This window comes from Micrococcus sp. LASM2_SD2, from assembly GCF_057364565.1.
Genome location: NZ_JBNFOB010000480.1, coordinates 1 through 597 on the forward strand (window position 1 = coordinate 1; position 597 = coordinate 597).

General features: G+C 76.2%; 1 protein-coding gene. It reads right to left on the reverse strand.

Going from position 1 to position 597, the window contains the following annotated elements; translation table 11 throughout:
* Positions 1-25: 25 nt before the first annotated feature.
* Positions 26-597: hypothetical protein (locus AC2W7A_RS13220; RefSeq protein ID WP_485991730.1), on the reverse strand; the 572-nt coding region annotated here is incomplete at its 5' end.

Here is a 597-nt window from a genome sequence, read left to right on the forward strand (position 1 = left end):
CGCGGCGCAGACCCCGCACGCTGCATCAGCTCCAGCGCGGCGATGCCCCCAGTCCGTCGCGTCGTCCAGGCGCTGCAGGGCGTGGCAGGCGAGGGGCGCGCACCAGCAGCGCCGACGCCCGGACGGCCCGGCCGCAGGGGCGGGCCAGCACGTCACAGGCCGCGTCCTGGGCGCCGTCCGGGTCCGAAGTCCACAGGCACAGCCGGCCGCGCAGCAGCTGAGCCGAGGCGAGGGAACCCCACGGCAGCACGTCCCCGGACACCTTGATCCTCCGCATCAGGCCGATCGCCTCGTCCACGAGCTCCAGGGCGCCCTCATGGTCCCCGTCCTGGCTGCGTGCGACGGACAGGGCCGTCAACGCCTCCGGCAGCACCGTGTCCGCGGAGTCGCCGACCCGCCTCAGACGTGTCCGCTCGTCCTCCACCACGCCGGCCAGCACGGTGGCCTCGAAGGCGTCCGGCTCGTGCAGCAGGGCGGCGCCCAGCTGCACCTCCAGATCGGCCTGGACGGGGCGGCCGAGCCGGCGCAGCACGTCCGCGCGGGCCTGCAGGGCGTCGGTCAGTGCCGGGCCGTCCTGGGCGATGTCCGCGGCCACGG